Origin of the sequence: Streptomyces sp. 35G-GA-8 (genome assembly GCF_023534745.1) — a bacterium.
Taxonomy (GTDB): Bacteria; Actinomycetota; Actinomycetes; order Streptomycetales; family Streptomycetaceae; genus Streptomyces.
Genome location: NZ_JAMHJQ010000008.1, coordinates 88,829 through 110,510, shown reverse-complemented (window position 1 = coordinate 110,510; position 21,682 = coordinate 88,829). Strand labels below are relative to the sequence as shown.

Sequence of the window (21,682 nt, the reverse complement as noted above, 5' to 3'; positions counted from 1 at the left end):
GCGCGCCCCGGCCGTTGCCAGTGTGGCGGCCGGGGGCGGTACCGTTCGGTAGCGCGCGGCCGACAGGGCAGGGAGTCGCCGACCAGCGTCAGTCGCACGAGACGGAGTGGCACCGGATGCAGCACTCAGCGGGGGCTCCGTTGCCGCCTCCCCAGGGACCGGGGTACGGATCCGGCGGATGGGCGCAGCAGGGGCCGGGGCAACCTCCCCTGCCGCACCAGCCGCCCGCGCCACATCAGCCCCCGGGGCCGCACGGTGTGCCCGCGCCCCACCAGCCACCCGGCTCGCATCAGCCTTCAGGTCCCCACCAGCCGCCCGGGCCGCCTCCCGCGCACGCGCCGCACGGCGCGCCCGTACCGCCGCAGGCGCCGCCCGCCGGGCCGCCCGCAACGGACTCCACCGGACATATCCAGCTGCCGCCCGGCGGCCCGGTCCCCATGCCCGCGCCGCCCCGCGCGCCCGACGGCGGCACCGGCGCGGCGACTCTCGCCGTCCTGCTGATCGGCCCCGCCGGCGCGGGCAAGACGACCGTGGCCCGGCACTGGGCGATGAGCCGGCAGGTGCCCACCGCGCACATCAGCCTCGACGACGTCCGCGAATGGGTCTGCTCCGGCTTCGCCGATCCGCAGTCCGGATGGAACGACCACTCCGAGGCGCAGTACCGGCTGGCCCGCCGTACCTGCGGCTTCGCCGCGCGCAACTTCCTCGCCAACGGCATCTCCTGCATCCTGGACGACGCGGTCTTCCCCGACCGGCCGGTCGTCGGTCTCGGCGGCTGGAAGCGCCATGTCGGCCCCGGTCTGCTGCCGGTGGTCCTGCTGCCTGGTCTGGAGATCGTGCTGGAGCGCAACGCCGAGCGCAGCGGCAACCGCCGGCTCTCCGACGAGGAGGTGGCCGGCATCCACGGCCGGATGGCCGGCTGGCACGGCTCGGGGCTGCCGATCATCGACAACACCAAGTACGACGTGGAGACCACGGCCAGGGTGCTGGACGACATCCTCGCCCGTTCCCTCACGAGCCCGCCCAGCTGGTGACGGCCGAGGACCGGCCGGCGGCGCGCGGGCGGGGACAGGCGACGCCCCCCCGGTCGGACGCGCTGAACCGGCCGGGTGACGCCCTCGCTCATACGCTCGGGTCATGTCAGACGTGTATGCGGCGCGCCGCGCGCGGCTGCGTGACCGGTGCTCGGCGGCGGGCGACGTGGCGGCCCTGGTCTCCCGCCCCGCCAATGTCCGCTACCTCGCGGGCGGGGCGCCCCCCGGCGCCGTACTGCTGCTCGGCCCCGGTCCCGACGGAGACATGCTGTTCTGCCCGCGTCCCCCCGCCGACGACGACGCCGGGGGGCGGCGGATCGACGAACACCTCCGGCTCACCGTGCTGCCCCATGCCATGGGCGACCCCGCGATCGCGGCCGCCGGAACCCTCGGCTCGTCGGTCGCCGGGACCCTCGCCGTGGAGGAGCACCATCTGACCGTCGCCCGGCACCGCGCGATCGGCTCCGTCGCGCCCCGGCTGCGGCTGACCGATCTGGGCGGCGCCGTCGAGCAGCAGCGGATCGTCAAGGACGAGGAGGAGATCGCCTGCCTGCGGATCGCGGCCGAGATCGCCGACCAGGCGCTGGGCGAGCTGCTCGAGTCGATCCTGGTGGGCCGTACCGAACGCCATCTCGCGCTGGAGCTGGAGCGGCGCCTCGTCGATCACGGCGCGGACGGCCCCGCTTTCCCGACCGCCGTCGCCACCGGCCCCAACTCCGGTCGGTGCGGACACCATCCCTCGGACCGCCGGGTCGAGGAGGGGGATTTCCTCTCCGTCGGCCTCGGCGCCGACTACCGCGGCTACCGCTGTCTGATCGGCCGCACCTTTGTCATCGGGACCTCCCCGGCCGACTGGCAGATCGAGCTGTACGAGCTGGTCTTCGCGGCACAACGGGCAGGTCGGGAGGCCCTTGTGCCAAGCGCCGGTTACCGCGAGGTGGACCATGCCACCCGGTACCCGCTGGAGGCCGCGGGGCACGGCGAGGGGCTCGCACCCCGTACGGGACATGGGGTCGGACTGGAAATCGACGAGGACCCGCAGCTCGCCCCCACGGCCATGGGTAAACTGGACGCTCGTGTGCCGGTCACCGTCGGACCGGGGGTCCACCTCCCGGGCCGGGGCGGTGTCCGGATCGATGACACGCTCGTCGTCCGCCCCGAGGCGGACGGCGGACCCGAGCTACTCACCATCACGACCAAGGAACTGCTCGCGCTCTAGCGCGCACCCTCGGTCGTCCACCAGCTTCAGTCCAGGAGATTCCGCAACCGTGGCTTCCACGAACGACCTCAAGAACGGCCTGGTGCTCAAGCTCGACGGGGGCCAGCTCTGGTCCGTCGTCGAGTTCCAGCACGTCAAGCCCGGCAAGGGCCCGGCCTTCGTGCGCACCAAGCTGAAGAACGTGCTCTCCGGCAAGGTCGTCGACAAGACCTTCAACGCCGGCGTGAAGGTCGAGACGGCCACCGTTGACCGCCGCGACATGCAGTTCTCGTACATGGACGGCGAGTACTTCGTCTTCATGGACATGGAGACCTACGACCAGCTGATGGTCGACCGCAAGGCCGTCGGTGACGCCGCCAACTATCTGATCGAGGGCTTCACGGCCACCGTCGCCGCTCATGAGGGCGAGGTGCTCTATGTCGAGCTGCCCGCCGCCGTCGAGCTGACGATCCAGCACACCGACCCCGGCGTCCAGGGCGACCGCTCCACCGGTGGCACCAAGCCCGCCACGCTGGAGACCGGCTACGAGATCGGTGTTCCGCTCTTCATCACCACCGGTGAGAAGATCAAGGTCGACACGCGCTCCGGTGAGTACCTCGGCCGGGTGAACAGCTAACCGTGGCTGCCCGGAACAAGGCCCGTAAGCGCGCCTTCCAGATTCTCTTCGAGGCCGACCAGCGCGGGGCGTCCGTGCAGACGGTCCTCGCGGACTGGATACGGCATGCCCGGACCGACGACCGTCAGCCGCCGGTGGGCGAGTACACGATGGAGCTGGTCGAGGGGTACGCGGAGTACGCGGACCGCATCGACGAGCTGATCTCCACCTACGCGGTGGGCTGGACGCTCGACCGGATGCCGGTCGTCGACCGGAACATCGTGCGGCTCGGCGCGTACGAGCTGGTGTGGGTGGACGAGACCCCGGACGCGGTGGTGATCGACGAGGCGGTTCAGCTCGCCAAGGAGTTCTCCACCGATGATTCCCCGTCCTTCGTGAACGGTCTGCTGGGCCGCTTCAAGGACCTCAAGCCGAGCCTGCGCCGCGTCTGAGCGCCTCCGGACCGCGGAAAAGGCCCGGCGCTACCGCGAAAGCGCCGGACGGGCTGTCTCAGCCCTGTCCGGCGCTTTGCCGCTTCCAGGCGCTCCCCGGGCGTAGGCTCCCCCGGGTCTACGCTCCCCGGGTCTACGCTCCTCCGGGCGTGCGGCGAGCGCGTCCACGGGGCCCGCGTCGCGCGCCTGCGCGAGGCCGGTCTCAACGCACCGGAGGGCGGCCCCGTACGCATACGGGACCGCCCCTCCGGAGGTGACGTTTCTGCTGGTCGCTGGTGGGTTGGGTCAGCTCTCCTCGTGGGCGACGGCACGGCGCGCGTCGGCGTCCAGAACGCCCCAGCTGATCAACTGCTCGGTCAGGACCGAGGGCGACTGGTCGTAGATCACGGCAAGCGTGCGCAGGTCGTCCTGTCGGATCGACAGCACCTTGCCGTTGTAGTCGCCGCGCTGGCTCTGGATCGTCGCCGCGTAACGCTGGAGGGGGCCCGCCTTCTCCTGCGGCACATGGGCCAGCCGCTCCAGGTCGAGGACGAGCTTCGGCGGCGGCTCGGCGGCTCCACCGGGGGTCGTGCCGGGAAGAAGTTCCTGCACGGGGACCCCGTAGAAATCCGCCAGCTCGGCGAGGCGCTGCACCGTGACGGCACGGTCGCCACGCTCGTACGAACCGACCACCACTGCCTTCCAGCGCCCCTGGGACTTCTCCTCCACGCCATGGAGCGAGAGGCCCTGCTGGGTGCGGATGGCGCGGAGTTTGGCCCCGAGCTGCTTTGCGTATTCGCTGGACATATAGCTCCCCGGACGAAGTCTGGTAACTCACTGTGAGGTTACGCAGCGTTACTTGGATGCGTCAAGCCGAAGGAGTCGCACCGAGGCCATCAGCGGGCTTTCCGCCGTGCCACGACAGGGGTGCGGCCGAAGTACGCCGCCGGCCTCCTGCTAGCCTGGGTGGCGTAATTTCGACGTCCTTTAAGATCCGTCCCGTGAGGCGGAGAAGGAGGTCCGTTTCATATGGACACCAGCGACACCAGCGAGACCGGTCATATCGGCGGGACCGGCCGGACGGAAGGCGCGGGCGAGGCGGCACGCCCCGTCCTGGAGGCCCCCGACATCGCACGGGCCCTGACCCGTATCGCCCACGAGATCGTCGAACGCGCCAAGGGCGCCGACGACGTGGTGCTGCTCGGCATTCCGACCCGCGGAGTCTTCCTGGCCCGCCGACTGGCCGGAAAGCTCGCGGAGATCACCGGCCGCTCGATCCCCGTCGGCTCCCTCGACATCACGATGTACCGCGACGACCTGCGCCTGCGGCCCGCCCGCGCGCTGGCACGTACCGACATCCCCGGCGACGGCGTCGACGGACGGCTGGTCGTCCTCGTCGACGACGTGCTCTTCTCCGGCCGTACGATCCGGGCCGCCCTCGACGCGCTCGGCGACATAGGGCGCCCGCGCGCCGTCCAGCTCGCCGTACTCGTCGACCGGGGCCATCGCGAGCTGCCGATCCGCGCCGACTACGTGGGCAAGAACCTGCCCACCTCGCTGCGCGAGACCGTCAAGGTCCAGCTCGCCGAGGAAGACGGCCGGGACACCGTCCTGCTCGGCCTCAAGCGGCCCGCCGCGTCCGGCGAGCGCTAGCGCCTCCGTACGCCGCCCATCCCGTACGGACGCCTCGGCGCGCCCGCACGCCCGCATACCCACACAACGGAGCACTCTCGATGCTGCGCCTCCCGGGGGCCGGCCCCCGCACACCCGGCCATCTCATCTCCGCCGCCGACCTCAGCCGCGACGAGGCCGTACTGATCCTCGACACCGCCGAGGAGATGGCACGGGTCGCCGACCGGCCCATCAAGAAACTGCCGACGCTGCGCGGCCGTACCGTGGTGAATCTCTTCTTCGAGGACTCGACCCGCACCCGGATCTCCTTCGAGGCCGCCGCGAAGCGCCTGTCGGCCGATGTCATCAACTTCTCCGCCAAGGGCTCGTCCGTCTCCAAGGGCGAGTCGCTCAAGGACACCGCGCTGACCCTGGAGGCGATGGGCGCCGACGCCGTCGTCATCCGGCACGGCGCCTCCGGCGCCCCGTACCGCCTCGCCACCTCCGGGTGGATCGACGGCGTGGTCGTCAACGCGGGCGACGGTACGCACGAACACCCCACACAGGCGCTGCTCGACGCCTTCACCCTGCGCCGCCGGCTGGTCGGCGCCGACGCGGGCATCGGGCGCGATCTCGACGGGCGGCGCGTCACCATCGTCGGCGACGTGCTGCACAGCAGGGTCGCCCGCTCCAATGTCCTGCTGCTGCACACGCTCGGCGCCCAGGTCACCGTGGTCGCCCCGCCCACGCTCGTACCGATCGGGGTCGAACGGTGGCCGTGCGAGGTCTCCTACGACCTCGACCGGGTGCTGCCGCAATCCGACGCCGTGATGATGCTGCGGGTGCAGCGCGAGCGGATGAGCGCCGCCTTCTTCCCGACCGAGCGCGAGTACTCCCGCCGCTACGGGCTGGACGGCGAGCGCATGGGCCGCATGCCCGAGAAGTCGATCGTGATGCACCCCGGGCCGATGAACCGCGGCATGGAGATCACCGCCGAGGTCGCCGACTCCGACCGCTGCACGGCCGTCGAGCAGGTCGCCAACGGTGTCTCGATCCGGATGGCCGTGCTCTATCTGCTGCTGGGCGGCAACGAGCCCGCCGTCACCCATTCCCGCCTGAACGCCGAGGAGAACAAGTAACCATGAGCAAGATTCTGATCCGGGGCGCGCGGGTACTGGGCGGCGAGGCACAGGACGTGCTGATCGACGGCGAGACCATCGCCCAGGTGGGCACCGGCCTGACCGTGGACGCTACGACGACCGTCATCGAGGCCGAGGGCCGGATCCTGCTGCCCGGTCTGGTCGATCTGCACACCCATCTGCGCGAGCCCGGCCGTGAGGACTCCGAGACCGTGCTGACCGGTACGAAGGCCGCGGCCGTGGGCGGTTTCACCGCCGTCCACGCCATGGCGAACACCTTCCCGGTGGCCGACACCGCCGGTGTGGTGGAGCAGGTCTGGCGGCTCGGCAGGGAGTCCGGCTACTGCGACGTCCAGCCCGTCGGCGCCGTCACCGTCGGCCTGGAGGGCAAGCACCTGGCCGAGCTGGGCGCGATGCACGACTCGGCCGCAGGCGTCCGGGTCTTCTCCGACGACGGCAAGTGCGTGGACGACGCGGTGATCATGCGCCGCGCGCTGGAGTACGTGAAGGCCTTCGACGGCGTGATCGCCCAGCACGCCCAGGAACCTCGGCTGACCGAGGGCGCCCAGATGAACGAGGGCATCGTCTCGGCCGAGCTGGGACTGGGCGGCTGGCCCGCCGTGGCCGAGGAGTCGATCATCGCCCGTGATGTCCTCCTCGCCGCCCATGTCGGCTCCCGCGTACACATCTGCCATCTCTCCACCGCAGGCTCGGTGGAGCTGGTGCGCTGGGCGAAGTCGAAGGGCTGGAACGTCACCGCCGAGGTCACCCCGCACCATCTGCTGCTCACCGACGAACTCGTACGGTCGTACAACCCGGTCTACAAGGTGAACCCGCCGCTGCGCACCGAGGCCGATGTGACGGCCCTGCGCGAGGCCCTCGCGGACGGCACGATCGACTGTGTCGCCACCGACCACGCGCCGCATCCCCACGAGGACAAGGACTGCGAGTGGGCCGCCGCGGCCATGGGCATGGTGGGGCTGGAGACGGCGCTGTCGGTGGTCCAGGAGACGATGGTCGAGACCGGTCTGCTCGACTGGGCCGGGGTCGCCGACCGGATGTCGTTCCGGCCGGCCCGCATCGGCAGGCTCGACGGCCACGGCCGTCCCGTCTCGCCGGGTGAGCCCGCCAACCTGACTCTGGTGGATCCGGCATACCGTGGTGCCGTGGACCCCGCGGGGTTCGCCTCCCGCAGCCGTAACACCCCCTACGAGGGGCGCGAGCTGCCGGGGCGGGTGACCCACACCTTCCTGCGGGGCCGTGCCACGGTCGTCGACGGGAATCTGGCGTGAGTACTGCGAATCTTCTGCTTCCTCTGGCCGCCGAACAGAAATCGGCGGAGGTGACCGACTGGGCCGCCCGTATCGGCTGGGTCCTCGGTCTGCTGCTCTTCATCGCCCTCGTGTACTGGCTGATGCGCCAGGGCTGGAAGTGGCGCGGCAGTCTCCAGTCCGATCTGCCGGAGCTGCCCGCCGCGCCCGAGACGCCCGGTGCGGCCAGGCTGAGCATGAGCGGCCGGTACCACGGCTCCACGACCGCCGGGCAGTGGCTCGACCGGATCGTGGCCCATGGCCTGGGCGCCCGCAGCCGCGTCGAGCTGACGCTCACGGACGCGGGGCTGGATGTCGTACGCCCCGGCGCGAACGACTTCTTCATCCCGGCCGACCGGCTGCGCGAGGCCCGGCTCGACAAGGGCATCGCGGGCAAGGTCCTGGCCGAGGGCGGGCTGCTGATCGTCACCTGGCAGCACGGCGACAAGCTGATCGACTCCGGTTTCCGCTCCGACCGCTCCGCGGAGCACACCGCATGGGTCGAGGCCATCAACCTCACGAACCAGTTCACGACGACGGAAGGCCCCGCACGATGACCACCTCCACCCCGGGAACCGCCCGCGACACGGCGACTCCCGCCGTACTCGTCCTGGAGGACGGCCGCAGCTTCCGCGGCCGTGCCTACGGGGCCGTGGGGGAGACCTTCGGCGAGGCGGTGTTCTCCACCGGGATGACCGGCTACCAGGAGACCCTGACCGACCCGTCGTACCACCGTCAGGTCGTCGTGATGACCGCGCCGCACATCGGCAACACCGGCGTCAACGACGAGGACGCCGAATCGCGGCGGATCTGGGTCTCCGGCTATGTCGTACGCGACCCCGCGCGTACCCCCTCCAACTGGCGCTCCCGGCGCTCCCTCGACGACGAACTGGTCGCCCAGGGCGTCGTCGGCATCAGCGGGATCGACACCCGCGCGCTCACCCGCCATCTGCGCGAGCGCGGCGCGATGCGCGTCGGTATCTTCTCCGGCGACTCCCTGGCGGATGAGGCGACGCTGCTCGCCCGCGTCCTGGAGGCCCCCCAGATGGCGGGTGCCGACCTGTCCGCCGAGGTCGCCACCGAGCGGACGTATGTCGTCCCCGCGCAGGGAACGAAGCGCTTCACCGTCGCCGCGCTCGACCTGGGCATCAAGGGCATGACCCCGCACCGGATGGCCGAGCGCGGCATAGAGGTGCATGTCCTGCCCGCCGACGCCACCCTCGACGAGGTGTACGCGACCGAGCCCGACGGGGTCTTCCTCTCCAACGGACCCGGCGACCCGGCCACCGCCGACCTCACCGTCGTCAAGGGCGTGCTGGAGCGCGGCACCCCGCTCTTCGGCATCTGCTTCGGCAACCAGCTGCTCGGCCGCGCGCTCGGGTTCGGCACGTACAAGCTGAAGTACGGCCACCGCGGCATCAACCAGCCGGTGCAGGACCGTACGACCGGCCGGGTCGAGGTCACCGCCCACAACCACGGATTCGCCGTCGACGCGCCGCTCGACCGGGTCTCCGACACCCCCTACGGCCGCGCCGAGGTCTCCCACGTCTGTCTCAACGACAACGTGGTCGAGGGGCTCAGGCTGCTCGACCGGCCGGTCTTCAGCGTCCAGTACCACCCCGAGGCCGCCGCGGGCCCCCACGACGCCGCCTACCTGTTCGACCGCTTCACAGAGCTCATGGAGGGCCAGCGTGCCTAAGCGCACCGATATCCAGTCCGTCCTGGTCATCGGTTCAGGACCGATCGTCATCGGCCAGGCCGCTGAGTTCGACTACTCCGGTACCCAGGCGTGCCGCGTCCTCAAGTCCGAGGGCCTGCGGGTCATCCTGGTCAACTCCAACCCCGCCACGATCATGACGGACCCGGAGATCGCCGACGCCACCTATGTCGAGCCGATCACCCCCGACTTCGTCGAGAAGATCATCGCCAAGGAGCGTCCCGACGCGCTGCTGCCCACCCTCGGCGGGCAGACCGCGCTCAACACCGCGATCTCGCTCCATGACGCGGGCACGCTCGACAAGTACGGCGTCGAGCTGATCGGCGCCAACGTCGAGGCGATCAACAAGGGCGAGGACCGCGACCTCTTCAAGGACGTCGTCAGCGCCGTCAAAGCCAAGATCGGCCACGGCGAGTCCGCGCGCTCGGTCATCTGCCACTCCATGGACGACGTGCTCAAGGGCGTCGACGAACTCGGCGGCTACCCCGTCGTCGTACGTCCCTCCTTCACCATGGGCGGCGCCGGCTCCGGCTTCGCCCACACCGAGGAGGATCTGCGCCGGATCGCCGGACAGGGCCTGATGCTCTCCCCGACCACCGAGGTCCTGCTTGAGGAGTCCATCCTCGGCTGGAAGGAGTACGAGCTGGAGCTGATGCGCGACAAGCACGACAACGTCGTGGTCGTCTGCTCCATCGAGAACTTCGACCCGATGGGTGTGCACACCGGTGACTCGATCACCGTCGCGCCCGCGATGACGCTCACCGACCGCGAATACCAGATCCTGCGGGACATCGGCATCGCCGTGATCCGCGAGGTCGGCGTCGACACCGGCGGCTGCAATATCCAGTTCGCGATCAACCCCGACGACGGCCGGGTCATCGTCATCGAGATGAACCCGCGTGTCTCCCGCTCCTCCGCGCTCGCCTCCAAGGCCACCGGCTTCCCGATCGCGAAGATCGCCGCCCGGCTCGCCGTCGGCTACACGCTGGACGAGATCCCCAACGACATCACCGAGAAGACCCCGGCGTCCTTCGAGCCCACGCTCGACTATGTCGTCGTGAAGGTGCCGCGCTTCGCCTTCGAGAAGTTCCCGGCGGCCGACGCCAGCCTCACCACCACCATGAAGTCGGTCGGCGAGGCCATGGCCATCGGCCGTAACTTCACCGAGGCGCTGCAGAAGGCGCTGCGCTCGCTGGAGAAGGCGGGCAGCCAGTTCGACTTCACCGGCGAGGCGGGCGGTCCCGCCGAGAAGGCCGCGCTGCTGGAGACCGCCAAGGTCCCCACCGACGGCCGGATCAACACGGTCATGCGCGCCATCCGCGCCGGTGCCACCCCCGAGGAGGTCTTCGACGCGACGAAGATCGACCCGTGGTTCGTCGACCAGCTGTTCCTGATCAAGGAGTACGCGGACGAGCTGGCCGCGGCGCCCGAGCTGGACAGCGGGCTGCTCGCCGAGGCGAAGCGGCACGGCTTCTCCGACGCCCAGATCGCCGGTATCCGCGGGCTGCGCGAGGACGTGGTCCGCGAGGTCAGGCACGCGCTCGGCATCCGCCCCGTCTACAAGACGGTCGACACCTGCGCCGCCGAGTTCGCCGCGAAGACCCCGTACTTCTACTCCTCGTACGACGAGGAGAGCGAGGTCGCGCCGCGCGAGAGGCCCGCCGTGATCATCCTCGGCTCCGGCCCCAACCGGATCGGCCAGGGCATCGAGTTCGACTACTCCTGTGTCCATGCCTCCTTCGCGCTCAGCGCGGCGCCGACTCCGGCGGGGGGCTACGAGACCGTGATGGTCAACTGCAACCCCGAGACCGTCTCCACCGACTACGACACCTCCGACCGGCTCTACTTCGAGCCGCTCACGCTGGAGGACGTCCTGGAGATCGTGCACGCCGAGACGCTGGCCGGACCCATCGCGGGCGTCATCGTCCAGCTCGGCGGCCAGACCCCGCTGGGCCTCGCCCAGGCGCTCAAGGACAACGGCGTTCCGATCGTCGGCACGCCCCCCGAGGCGATCCACGCAGCCGAGGACCGCGGCGCCTTCGGCCGGGTCCTCGCCGAGGCCGGGCTGCCCGCGCCCAAGCACGGCACCGCCACCACCTTCGCCGGGGCCAAGGCCATCGCCGACGAGATCGGCTACCCGGTACTGGTCCGGCCCTCGTATGTCCTCGGCGGGCGCGGCATGGAGATCGTGTACGACGAGGTCAGGCTCTCCTCGTACATCGCCGAGTCCACCGAGATCAGTCCCACCAGGCCCGTCCTGGTGGACCGGTTCCTCGACGACGCCATCGAGATCGACGTGGACGCCCTCTACGACGGTACGGAGCTGTACCTCGGCGGAGTCATGGAGCACATCGAGGAGGCCGGGATCCACTCCGGCGACTCGGCGTGCGCCCTGCCCCCCATCACGCTGGGCGGCTTCGACATCAAGCGGCTGCGCGCCTCGACCGAGGCCATCGCCAAGGGCGTCGGGGTGCGCGGGCTGATCAATATCCAGTTCGCGATGGCCGGCGACATCCTGTACGTCCTGGAGGCCAACCCGCGCGCCTCCCGTACGGTCCCCTTCACCTCCAAGGCGACGGCGGTACCGCTCGCCAAGGCGGCGGCCCGTATCTCGCTCGGCGCCACCATCGCCGAACTGCGCGAGGAGGGACTGCTGCCGGCTCAGGGCGACGGCGGAACGCTGCCGCTGGACGCGCCGATCTCCGTCAAGGAGGCCGTGATGCCGTGGTCGCGCTTCCGCGACATCCACGGCCGCGGGGTGGATACCATCCTCGGCCCGGAGATGCGTTCGACCGGTGAGGTGATGGGCATCGACTCTGTCTTCGGCACGGCGTACGCCAAGTCGCAGGCCGGCGCGTACGGCCCGCTGCCCACCAAGGGCCGCGCCTTCATCTCCGTCGCCAACCGCGACAAGCGCTCGATGATCTTCCCGGCGCGTGAGCTGGTCGCCCACGGCTTCGAGCTGCTCGCCACCTCGGGCACCGCTGAGGTGCTCAAGCGCAACGGCATCAACGCCACCGTCGTACGCAAGCAGAGCGAGGGCGAGGGCCCGGACGGCGAGAAGACCATCGTCCAGCTGATCCACGACGGAGGTGTCGACCTGATCGTCAACACCCCGTACGGCACCGGCGGCCGGCTCGACGGCTATGACATCCGCACGGCGGCCGTGGCACGCGGCGTCCCCTGTCTGACGACGGTCCAGGCGCTGGCCGCCGCCGTCCAGGGCATCGACGCACTCAAACACGGCGAGGTCGGCGTCCGTTCCCTCCAGGAACACGCCGAGCACCTGACCGCGGCACGCGACAACTAGCCGGCCCGAGGACGGGGGACACCGAAGCCGGTGTCCCCCTCTTCATGAGGTCTCTTCGAGGACACACCACTCCATGTACACGTTCTTCTTCAGGCTGGTCTTCCGCCGGATGGACCCGGAGCGCGCCCACCACCTGGCGTTCCGCTGGATCCGGCTCGCCGCGCGCATCCCCGTCCTGCGTACGTTCGTCGCCGCCGCCCTGGCGCCGCGCCACCGCGCACTGCGCACGGAGGCGTTCGGACTGCGGATGCACGGCCCCTTCGGGCTCGCCGCGGGCTTCGACAAGAACGCCGTGGCCATCGACGGCATGTCGATGCTCGGCTTCGACCACATCGAGATCGGTACGGTCACCGGCGAGCCACAGCCGGGCAACCCGAGGACACGGCTCTTCCGGCTCATGGCCGACCGCGCGCTGATCAACCGGATGGGCTTCAACAACGAGGGCTCGGCCGCCGTGGCGGCCCGGCTGGCGGCGCGCAGGCCGGTCTTCAGGACCACCGTCGGCGTCAACATCGGTAAGACCAAGGTCGTCCCCGAGAGTGAGGCGATCGGCGACTACGTGCTCTCGACGGAGCGGCTGGCCGGACACGCCGACTATCTCGTGGTCAACGTCAGCTCGCCCAACACCCCCGGACTGCGCAGCCTCCAGGCCGTCGACCAGCTGAGGCCGCTGCTCACCGCCGTACGCGAGGCGGCCGACCGTACCGTCACCCACCGCCGGGTGCCGCTCCTGGTCAAGATCGCGCCCGATCTCGCCGACGAGGACATCGACGCCGTCGCCGACCTGGCCGTGGAACTGGGGCTGGACGGCATCATCGCCACCAACACCACCATCGCGCGCGACGGGCTCGGCCTGGTCTCGGACCCGGCCCTCGTCGCGGAGACGGGCGGACTGTCCGGGGCGCCGCTGAAGGCGCGCTCACTGGAGGTGCTGCGCCGGCTGTACGCGCGGGTGGGCGACCGGATCACGCTCGTCGGGGTCGGCGGCATCGAGACCGCCGAGGACGCCTGGCAGCGCGTCCTCGCGGGCGCCACGCTCGTCCAGGGCTACAGCGCCTTCATCTACGTGGGCCCGTTCTGGAGCCGTGCGATCCACAAGGGGCTCGCCGCCCGGCTGGCGGCCAGCCCGTACGCCACGCTCGCCGAGGCCGTCGGCGCCGACACCCGGAAGGTGACCGCATGACCCCCGCCGCTTCCGCCCCGAACCCGCGGGAGCCCTTCGGGGCCCGGCTGCGGCGGGCCATGGACACCCGCGGACCGCTCTGCGTCGGCATCGACCCGCACGGCTCGCTGCTCAAGGACTGGGGTCTGGGCGACGACATCGCGGGCCTGGAGCGCTTCGCCCGTACGACGGTGGAGGCGCTGGCGGACCGGGTGGCCGTGCTCAAACCGCAGTCGGCGTTCTTCGAGCGCTTCGGATCGCGCGGGACCGCCGTCCTGGAGAAGACCGTCGCGGAGGCGCGGGCGGCCGGGGCGCTGGTCCTGATGGACGCCAAGCGCGGGGACATCGGCTCGACCATGGGCGCGTACGCGGCCACCTATCTGGACCAGGACTCACCGCTCTTCTCCGACGCCGTCACGCTCTCCCCGTATCTCGGCTTCGGCTCGCTGCGTCCGGCGCTGGACGCGGCCGCGCGCTCCGGCTCGGGCGTCTTCGTACTCGCCCTGACGTCCAACCCCGAGGGCGCGGAGGTGCAGCGCGCCACCGCCGTCGGCGGCCGGCCGGTCGCGGGGCTGATGCTGGACCACATGGCCGCGGAGAACGCGGGCGCGACCCCGCTCGGCTCGGTCGGCGCGGTCGTCGGCGCGACCCTGGGCGACCCGGGGGTCGATCTCGCGATCAACGGGCCGCTGCTCGCGCCCGGCATCGGCGCGCAGGGCGCGACCCCGGCCGATCTGCCCGGCGTGTTCGGCACGGCGGTCGGCAATGTGGTCCCGAGCGTCAGCCGGGGCGTGCTGCGGCACGGTCCGGATCTCGGCGCGCTCAGGGAGGCGGCGGAGCGTTTCGCCGATGAGGTGAGGGTGGCTGTCGGGGGCGCGTAGGGGTATGCGGGCAGACGCGCTCCGGGCATACGGGCGGACACGCTCTGGGCGTGCGCCGGGGGCGTGTCGGAAGGATTTCGGTGGCGCGGCGGGCGGTTTTCCGCGGTGCGCCGGGACGCTTCGAGAGGTGTCGCTGAACACCAGGGGAACACCGCTGAGACGCCGATGAAGAGATTCTTGGCGGAAAAGCTGGGCAATATGCCTGAAATGTCCGGCCCGATCGACGTTGACCAGGACTTTTCGTCTGTTCTCGCTGACTCCGGCGGCCATGGCCGCTAGTCTCCGTCGAGAGCCAACGTGCAGTGCGTTGCCCGTTGCTCGCCTGGTGTGGGGCGATTAGGTTCCTCACCGGTCCGTATCCGACAGTTCGACATCCGAGGTGACGTAGGCGTGGCTCTTCCGCCCCTTACCCCTGAACAGCGCGCAGCCGCGCTCGAAAAGGCCGCCGCGGCTCGCCGGGAGCGGGCCGAGGTCAAGAATCGACTCAAGCACTCCGGCGCCTCCCTCCATGACGTCATCAAGCAGGGTCAGGAGAACGACGTCATCGGGAAGATGAAGGTCTCCGCGCTGCTTGAGTCCCTGCCCGGCGTGGGCAAGGTCCGCGCCAAGCAGATCATGGAGCGGCTCGGCATCTCCGAGAGCCGCCGAGTGCGTGGTCTTGGCTCCAATCAGATCGCCTCCCTGGAGCGCGAGTTCGGCGGCAAGGCCGCCTGACGTTCTCGGGCACCCCCGGGAACCTGGATAATCGCCGCATGGCAGCAGAGGTACGACCGCGGCTGACCGTGCTCTCCGGCCCCTCCGGGGTCGGCAAGAGCACGGTCGTCGCGCATATGCGCAAGGTCCACCCCGAGGTATGGCTCTCGGTGTCGGCCACCACCAGAAAACCGCGCCCCGGCGAACGCCATGGCGTCCAGTATTTCTTCGTCACCGACGATGAATTCGACAAGCTGGTCGCCAATGGTGAGTTGCTGGAATGGGCGGAGTTCGCGGGCAACCGTTACGGCACGCCTCGCCAGGCGGTCCTCGACCGGCTGGGAGCGGGCGACCCCGTACTGCTGGAGATCGATCTCCAGGGCGCGCGGCAGGTCAAGCAGTCCATGCCCGACTCCCGGCTGGTCTTCCTGGCGCCGCCGAGCTGGGACGAGCTGGTACGCCGGCTCACCGGCCGGGGCACGGAGTCGCCCGAGGTGATCGAGCGCCGTCTGGAGGCCGCGACGGTGGAGCTGGCGGCCGAGTCGGAGTTCGATACGACGCTGGTCAACACCTCGGTCGAGGACGTCGCGCGCGAGCTGCTAGCCTTGATGGCAGTTGCATGATCTTTTGTGGGCTTTCCTTTCCTCGTGAATCCCGCAATTACCGGTTTCTCCCTGAATTTTCTTCGGAAGGCTAGAGAGTGTCCTCTTCCATCACCACGCCCGAGGGCATCATCAACCCGCCGATCGATGAGCTGCTTGAGGCCACGGACTCGAAGTACAGCCTCGTGATCTACGCGGCCAAGCGGGCCCGTCAGATCAACGCGTACTACTCGCAGCTCGGTGAGGGCCTGCTTGAGTACGTCGGTCCGCTGGTGGACACCCACGTCCACGAGAAGCCGCTCTCGATCGCCCTGCGCGAGATCAACGCGGGTCTGCTGACCTCCGAGGCCATCGACGGCCCGGCCCAGTAGGCGTACGCGCTCTTCAGCACAGGCACAGGCTCTTCGGCACAGTCAGTACAGCTCTTCACCAACAGGCCCGGCGGTACGACCGCCGGGCCTGTGGTGTGTCATGTCCGTAGGGCCGAGGACGGACGCGAGACGGACGCGAGACGGACGCGAGACGAACGAGAGAGGGGAGACACGGTGGACAAGCCGAAGGTCGTTCTGGGGGTCGCGGGCGGGATCGCCGCGTACAAGGCGTGCGAGCTGCTGCGACGGCTGACCGAATCGGGCCATGACGTACGGGTCGTACCGACCGCGTCGGCGCTCCACTTCGTCGGCGCGGCCACCTGGTCGGCCCTCTCCGGCCACCCGGTCTCCACCGAGGTCTGGACCGATGTCCACGAGGTGCCGCATGTGCGGATCGGGCAGTCCGCCGATCTGGTCGTCGTCGCCCCGGCCACCGCCGATCTGCTGGCCAAGGCGGCGCACGGACTCGCCGACGATCTGCTGACCAATACGCTCCTGACCGCCCGCTGCCCGGTCGTCTTCGCGCCGGCCATGCACACGGAGATGTGGGAGCACCCCGCCACCCAGGAGAATGTCGCGACGCTCCGCCGCCGCGGCGCCCTCGTCATCGAGCCCGCCGTCGGCCGCCTCACCGGCGTCGACACGGGCAAGGGCCGGCTGCCCGACCCGGAAGAGATCTTCGAGGTCTGCCGGCGCGTACTGGCGCGCGGTGTGTCCGTACCCGACTCCGTGACCGACCTGGCGGGACACCATGTCGTGGTCAGCGCCGGCGGTACGCGCGAGCCGCTGGACCCGGTGCGCTATCTGGGCAACCGCTCCTCAGGGAAGCAGGGGTACGCCCTGGCCCGTACGGCGGCGGCGCGGGGCGCGCGGGTCACTCTGATCGAGGCCAATACCGGGTTCACGGACCCCGCGGGCGTGGAGGTGGTCCATGTCGGAACCGCCGTACAGCTGCGTGAGGCCGTACTGAAGGCCGCCGCTGAGGCCGACGCCGTGGTCATGGCGGCGGCCGTCGCCGACTTCCGGCCCGCGGTCTACGCCGAGGGCAAGATCAAGAAGAAGGACGGCGAGGAGCCCGCGCCGGTGGCCCTCGTCCGTAACCCGGACATCCTCGCCGAGATCTCCGCCGAGCGGGCCCGCCCCGGACAGGTGATCGTGGGCTTCGCGGCGGAGACGGACGACGTCCTGGCCAACGGCAGGAAGAAGCTGCGGCGCAAGGGGTGCGACCTGCTGGTGGTCAATGAGGTCGGGGAGCGCAAGACCTTTGGCGCCGAGGAGAACGAGGCGGTCGTGCTCGCGGCGGACGGTGGCGAGACGGCGGTGCCGTACGGGCCGAAGGAGGCGCTGGCGGATGTCGTCTGGGACCTGGTGGCGCCGAGGCTGGGGACCTGAGGGCGGGGACCTGGAGTGGGGGACCCGGAGCAGGGGGCCTGGAGCGAGGGCGCGTGGCCGGGGCGCGCGGTCGCGGCCCTGAGCGCTCCGGCCGAACGGAAACCGTGGCGCGCGTGAATTCTTTGTTGCGCCGCCGCCGTCCCGTTTCCGGGCAATCGCCACGGCGACGGGCCCAAAACCGGAGAATCGCGGCGTAGCGCCCCTGGCCAGGAGCGATCGGTGTATCGCATAATGCAGAGCCGCGGGCGTCGGGACTCCCACAGATCGAGACACTTGCCCCCGTGACCCGATTCGACCGATAAAGTGGTCGTGGACCGTCGCGGGGCTGGGGCCCTCCGCCGGTCCGCCCATGATCAGCCAGCAGCCGCTGCAACCACAGGGAGCGATGTGTCCCGCCGTCTGTTCACCTCGGAGTCTGTGACCGAAGGTCACCCCGACAAGATCGCTGACCAGATCAGCGACACCATTCTTGACGCGCTCCTGGAGGAGGACCCGTCCTCCCGGGTCGCCGTGGAGACCTTGATCACCACCGGCCTGGTGCACGTGGCCGGAGAGGTGACCACCAAGGCCTACGCGCCGATCGCCCAGCTGGTGCGGAACAAGATCCTGGAGATCGGTTACGACTCCTCGAAGAAGGGCTTCGACGGCGCCTCCTGTGGTGTCTCGGTGTCCATCGGCGCGCAGTCGCCCGATATCGCGCAGGGCGTCGACACGGCGTACGAGAAGCGCGTCGAGGGCGACGAGGACGAGCTGGACAAGCAGGGCGCCGGCGACCAGGGCCTGATGTTCGGCTACGCCTGCGACGAGACGCCCGAGCTGATGCCGCTCCCGATCCACCTCGCGCACCGGCTCTCGCGCCGGCTCTCCGAGGTCCGCAAGAACGGGACCATCCCGTACCTGCGCCCGGACGGCAAGACGCAGGTCACCATCGAGTACGACGGCGACAAGGCCGTCCGTCTCGACACGGTCGTCGTCTCCTCGCAGCACGCCTCGGACATCGACCTGGACTCGCTGCTCGCCCCCGACGTACGCGAGTTCGTCGTCGAGCACGTCCTCAAGGAGCTCGTCGACGACGGCATCAAGCTGGACACCGAGGGCTACCGTCTGCTGGTCAACCCGACGGGCCGGTTCGAGATCGGTGGTCCGATGGGTGACGCGGGCCTGACCGGCCGCAAGATCATCATCGACACGTACGGCGGCATGGCCCGCCACGGCGGCGGCGCCTTCTCCGGCAAGGACCCGTCCAAGGTCGACCGCTCGGCGGCGTACGCGATGCGCTGGGTCGCGAAGAACGTCGTCGCGGCCGGCCTGGCCTCGCGCTGCGAGGTCCAGGTCGCCTACGCGATCGGCAAGGCCGAGCCGGTCGGCCTCTTCGTCGAGACCTTCGGCACGGCCACGGTCGACACGGACAAGATCGAGCAGGCCATCGCGCAGGTCTTCGACCTCCGCCCGGCGGCGATCATCCGCGACCTCGACCTGCTCCGCCCGATCTACGCCCAGACGGCGGCGTACGGCCACTTCGGCCGCGAGCTGCCCGAGTTCACCTGGGAGCGCACGGACCGCGTGGAAGCCCTGCGCGAGGCCGCGGGGATCTGACCCTTCAGGTTTCTCGCCGAGGCCCCGGACACCAGCTGGTGTCCGGGGCCTCGGTCATGGGCGCCACGGTGGCCGATGCCGAGAGCGGTCGCTGTCCGGGGCCTGCCGGGCTGCCCCGGTGGGGCCGGGGGATGTCGGTGGTGTCTGGTAGGTATGAAGCTGTGAGCAGCGACGACAAGCGGGCAGAGGATCCCACCGGGGGTGGGCCTGAGCAGCTTGCGCTGATTCGGGAGAGTGTGCGGAAGGCCAAGGTGCCGCGGGCGAAGCCGCGGACGTGGCGGGGGGCCGCGCTGGCCGGGGAGCTGCCCGTCGCGCGGGTGGTGGTCAACAAGGGCGTGCTGCATCTTGATCAGTTCTTCGACTACGCCGTGCCGGAGGAACTGGACGAGGCGGCGCAGCCGGGGGTGCGGGTGCGGGTGCGGTTCGGGGCCGGGGCGCATCAGGTTCGGGGCGGCCGACGCGAGGGCGGACGGCTGATCGACGGGTTCGTCGTCGAGCGGCGGGCCGAGTCGGACTACTCCGGGCCGCTCGCCGCGCTCGCCGATGTGGTGTCGCCCGAGCCCGTGCTCAGTGCGGAGCTGCTGGGGCTGGCGCGTGCCGTCGCCGACCGGTACGCGGGAAGCCTCGCGGATGTGCTGCAGCTCGCGATCCCGCCGCGGAACGCGCGAGCCGAGTCGAAGCCCTCTCCTGAGCCGTTGCCGCCGCCCGCCGCGCCGGAGCCGGGTACCTGGGAGCGGTACGTCAACGGGCCCGCGTTCCTTGCCGCGCTCGCCGGAGGTAAGGCGCCCCGGGCCGTATGGACCGCCCTGCCCGGTCCGCACTGGGCCGACGAGCTGGCGCGCGCCGTGGGGGCGACGCTGGCCTCGGGGCGGGGCGCGCTCGTCGTCGTACCGGACGGGCGGGTCGCCGCGCGGGTCGACTCGGCGCTGACGGCGCTGCTGGGCGAAGGGCGCCATGCGCTGCTCACGGCCGAGGCGGGGCCCGAGAAGCGCTACCGGGAGTGGCTGGCCGTACGGCGCGGAGCGGTACGGGCGGTCGTCGGGACCCGCGCCGCCATGTTCGCGCCGGTGCGGGACCTGGGGCTGGTCGTCATCTGGGACGACGGCGACGGCAGCCACAGCGAGCAGCACGCACCCCAGCCGCACGCCCGCGAGGTACTGCTGCTGCGGGCCGCGCACGACAAGTGCGGCTTCCTGCTCGGCGGTACGTCCTGCACCGTCGAAGCGGCCCAACTGGTCGGTACCGGCTGGGCGGGGCCCCTCGTCGCCGGTCGCGAGCAGGTGCGTACGGCCGCGCCGCTCGTACGCACCATCGGCGACGGCGAGCTCGCGCGGGACGAGGCCGCGCGGGCCGCACGGCTGCCCAGCCTCGCCTGGCAGGCCGTCAGGGAAGGGCTCAGGACAGGCCCCGTACTGGTGCAGGTGCCCCGGCGCGGCTATGTGCCCCGGCTCGCCTGTGAACGGTGCCGTACGCCCGCGCGCTGCCGGCACTGCGCGGGGCCGCTGGAGGCGCCGCGGGAAGGGGAGTTGCACTGCGCCTGGTGCGCCCGGGACGAACCGGCCTGGCACTGCCTGGAGTGCGGGAACACCCGGCTGCGCGCGCGGATCGTGGGAGCGCGGCGGACGGCGGAGGAGCTGGGACGGGCCTTCCCGGCCGTCCCCGTCCGTACGTCGGGACGCGACCACGTACTCGATTCCGTCCCCGGCCGCCCCGCCCTCGTGGTCAGCACCCCCGGCGCCGAGCCGGTCGCGGAGGGCGGTTACGCGGCGGCGCTGCTCCTCGACGGCTGGGCGATGCTCGGGCGCCCGGACCTGCGCGCGGGCGAGGAGGCCCTGCGCCGCTGGATACACGCGGGGTCGCTGGTACGTGGACAGAGCGAGGGCGGCACGGTGGTCGTGGTTGCCGAGCCGACGCTGCGGCCGGTGCAGGCGCTGGTGCGCTGGGATCCGGTGGGGCACGCCCAGCGCGAGCTGGCGGAGCGGGCCGAGCTGGGGTTTCCGCCGGTGTCGCGGATGGCGACGGTGCTGGGGCGGGGGGAGACGGTGGTCGCGTTTCTGGCGGCAGCGGAGCTGCCCGACGACGCGGAGGTGCTGGGACCTGTGCCGATGCCGGTCACGGATCCGGGCAGGGCGCGTCGGGCGGGCGATGCGCCGGCGGGGGAGCGGTGGGAGCGGGCGTTGGTGCGGGTGCCGCCGGGGAGTGGGGCGGCGCTCGCAGGGGCGCTGAAGCGGGCGCAGGCGGCGCGGTTGGCTCGGGGCGGGGGGGATGCGGTACGGGTGCGGATCGATCCGCCGGATATCGGGTGAGGTTGCGGGGCGGGGCGGGGCGCCGTCCGGCGAGGGGGCGGGGTTGCGGTGCGGTGCGGCTCCCGGCGGGGGGTGCGGGTGCGGGTTGCGGTCTCGCCATCGTCGGCCGAGGGCCGGGGGCGGTGCGCCTCCGGCGGGGGTGCGGTGCGGCTCCCGGCGGGGGTGCGGGGTGCGGGTGCGTGCGTTGTGGTGCCGGGTGCCGGGGCCTCCGGAGGTGCGTGTCCGGACTGCTTTCCTCACCGTGCTTCGCACGAGCTGCGACGCTTTACGTCCGGACACGCACCTCCTCCGACCCCGGCCCCCTCCCGCCCGT

19 protein-coding genes are annotated in these 21,682 nt (G+C 71.0%); 18 read left to right on the top strand and 1 reads right to left on the bottom strand.

From position 1 onward, the window contains the following. Window positions 1-116: 116 nt before the first annotated feature. From M1203_RS19435 to nusB, 4 genes are all read left to right on the top strand, one after another. Window positions 117-1,034, top strand: coding sequence for an AAA family ATPase (locus tag M1203_RS19435; protein ID WP_249951023.1), 918 nt, complete (start codon window positions 117-119; stop codon window positions 1,032-1,034). A gap of 103 nt (window positions 1,035-1,137) precedes the next feature. Continuing rightward, a complete protein-coding gene (locus M1203_RS19430; RefSeq protein ID WP_249951022.1) occupies window positions 1,138-2,253 on the top strand; it encodes an aminopeptidase P family protein in 1,116 nt (371 codons plus the stop codon). A gap of 49 nt (window positions 2,254-2,302) precedes the next feature. Further along, window positions 2,303-2,869: an elongation factor P gene (gene efp / locus M1203_RS19425; RefSeq protein ID WP_249951021.1), complete on the top strand. Its 567-nt coding sequence runs from the start codon at window positions 2,303-2,305 to the stop codon at window positions 2,867-2,869. Between the two features lie 2 nt (window positions 2,870-2,871). After that, a complete protein-coding gene (gene nusB, locus M1203_RS19420; RefSeq protein WP_249951020.1) occupies window positions 2,872-3,300 on the top strand; it encodes a transcription antitermination factor NusB in 429 nt (142 codons plus the stop codon). A 285-nt stretch (window positions 3,301-3,585) separates the two neighbouring features. Here nusB and bldD read toward each other — a convergent pair whose 3' ends face one another. Further along, a complete protein-coding gene (gene bldD / locus M1203_RS19415) occupies window positions 3,586-4,086 on the bottom strand; it encodes a transcriptional regulator BldD (protein ID WP_005319862.1) in 501 nt (166 codons plus the stop codon). 222 nt (window positions 4,087-4,308) lie between these two features. Here bldD and pyrR point away from each other — a divergent pair, with 222 nt between their 5' ends. From pyrR to M1203_RS19345, 14 genes are all read left to right on the top strand, one after another. Then, entirely contained in the window at window positions 4,309-4,932 is a 624-nt protein-coding gene (gene pyrR, locus M1203_RS19410) for a bifunctional pyr operon transcriptional regulator/uracil phosphoribosyltransferase PyrR (protein ID WP_249951019.1), read from the top strand. Window positions 4,933-5,012: 80 nt separating this feature from the next. Continuing rightward, entirely contained in the window at window positions 5,013-6,029 is a 1,017-nt protein-coding gene (locus M1203_RS19405) for an aspartate carbamoyltransferase catalytic subunit (RefSeq protein ID WP_249951018.1), read from the top strand. A 2-nt stretch (window positions 6,030-6,031) separates the two neighbouring features. Beyond that, window positions 6,032-7,321, top strand: coding sequence for a dihydroorotase (locus tag M1203_RS19400; protein WP_249951017.1), 1,290 nt, complete (start codon window positions 6,032-6,034; stop codon window positions 7,319-7,321). After that, a complete protein-coding gene (locus M1203_RS19395; RefSeq protein ID WP_249951016.1) occupies window positions 7,318-7,896 on the top strand; it encodes a hypothetical protein in 579 nt (192 codons plus the stop codon). Before M1203_RS19400 ends, M1203_RS19395 begins: the two co-directional genes overlap by 4 nt. Further along, entirely contained in the window at window positions 7,893-9,038 is a 1,146-nt protein-coding gene (gene carA / locus M1203_RS19390) for a glutamine-hydrolyzing carbamoyl-phosphate synthase small subunit (protein ID WP_249951015.1), read from the top strand. The genes M1203_RS19395 and carA overlap by 4 nt, the downstream gene beginning before the upstream one ends. Then, window positions 9,031-12,366, top strand: a complete 3,336-nt coding sequence (gene carB, locus M1203_RS19385; RefSeq protein WP_249951014.1) for a carbamoyl-phosphate synthase large subunit — start codon at window positions 9,031-9,033, stop codon at window positions 12,364-12,366. The genes carA and carB overlap by 8 nt, the downstream gene beginning before the upstream one ends. A gap of 73 nt (window positions 12,367-12,439) precedes the next feature. Beyond that, window positions 12,440-13,549, top strand: coding sequence for a quinone-dependent dihydroorotate dehydrogenase (locus tag M1203_RS19380; protein ID WP_249951013.1), 1,110 nt, complete (start codon window positions 12,440-12,442; stop codon window positions 13,547-13,549). Further along, on the top strand, window positions 13,546-14,409 hold the full coding sequence (gene pyrF, locus M1203_RS19375; protein WP_249951012.1) for an orotidine-5'-phosphate decarboxylase: 864 nt from the start codon (window positions 13,546-13,548) through the stop codon (window positions 14,407-14,409). The genes M1203_RS19380 and pyrF overlap by 4 nt, the downstream gene beginning before the upstream one ends. A 390-nt stretch (window positions 14,410-14,799) precedes the next feature. Next, window positions 14,800-15,123, top strand: a complete 324-nt coding sequence (locus M1203_RS19370; protein ID WP_030355512.1) for an integration host factor — start codon at window positions 14,800-14,802, stop codon at window positions 15,121-15,123. A 38-nt stretch (window positions 15,124-15,161) separates the two neighbouring features. After that, window positions 15,162-15,725, top strand: coding sequence for a guanylate kinase (gmk, locus tag M1203_RS19365; RefSeq protein WP_249951011.1), 564 nt, complete (start codon window positions 15,162-15,164; stop codon window positions 15,723-15,725). Between the two features lie 77 nt (window positions 15,726-15,802). Beyond that, window positions 15,803-16,075, top strand: a complete 273-nt coding sequence (gene rpoZ, locus M1203_RS19360; RefSeq protein WP_030355514.1) for a DNA-directed RNA polymerase subunit omega — start codon at window positions 15,803-15,805, stop codon at window positions 16,073-16,075. A gap of 174 nt (window positions 16,076-16,249) precedes the next feature. Beyond that, entirely contained in the window at window positions 16,250-17,467 is a 1,218-nt protein-coding gene (coaBC, locus tag M1203_RS19355; RefSeq protein WP_249951010.1) for a bifunctional phosphopantothenoylcysteine decarboxylase/phosphopantothenate--cysteine ligase CoaBC, read from the top strand. Window positions 17,468-17,854: 387 nt separating this feature from the next. Beyond that, window positions 17,855-19,063, top strand: coding sequence for a methionine adenosyltransferase (metK, locus tag M1203_RS19350; protein WP_249951009.1), 1,209 nt, complete (start codon window positions 17,855-17,857; stop codon window positions 19,061-19,063). A gap of 161 nt (window positions 19,064-19,224) precedes the next feature. Beyond that, complete coding sequence (locus M1203_RS19345) at window positions 19,225-21,369, top strand: primosomal protein N' (RefSeq protein ID WP_249951008.1); 2,145 nt, start codon at window positions 19,225-19,227, stop codon at window positions 21,367-21,369. Window positions 21,370-21,682 lie beyond the last annotated feature (313 nt).